Annotated in this window: 1 protein-coding gene; it reads left to right on the forward strand. The window is 49.6% G+C overall.

Translation table 11 applies throughout. The annotated features are described in order from the left end of the window. Positions 1 to 38: 38 nt before the first annotated feature. The coding region (locus B4U49_RS19175) for a hypothetical protein (protein ID WP_204902938.1) at positions 39 to 238 on the forward strand (200 nt) is incomplete at its 3' end.

Consider the following 238-nt stretch of genomic DNA (forward strand, 5'->3'; position numbering starts at 1 on the left):
CGGCAACGCAAAGCGCGGCGAGACGGCAAGATAAGCCTTTGAAATTTAGCGAGTTTCACTCCAAAAAAGAATTTCAAAAAGCCCTTGCCAAACGAGACCGGCGCCATATAATGCGCGTCCTTCTCGGGGTCACCGAAGCGGTGATCGAGGTGGCTGGAAGCGTTGATTTATCACGGTTTCAGCGCTTCAAAGAAGTCTGCAAAAAGCGCTTGCTTAAGCAGATCGGATGTGTAGAATA

Source organism: Microbulbifer mangrovi (genome assembly GCF_002009015.1).
Classification (GTDB): Bacteria; Pseudomonadota; Gammaproteobacteria; order Pseudomonadales; family Cellvibrionaceae; genus Microbulbifer; species Microbulbifer mangrovi.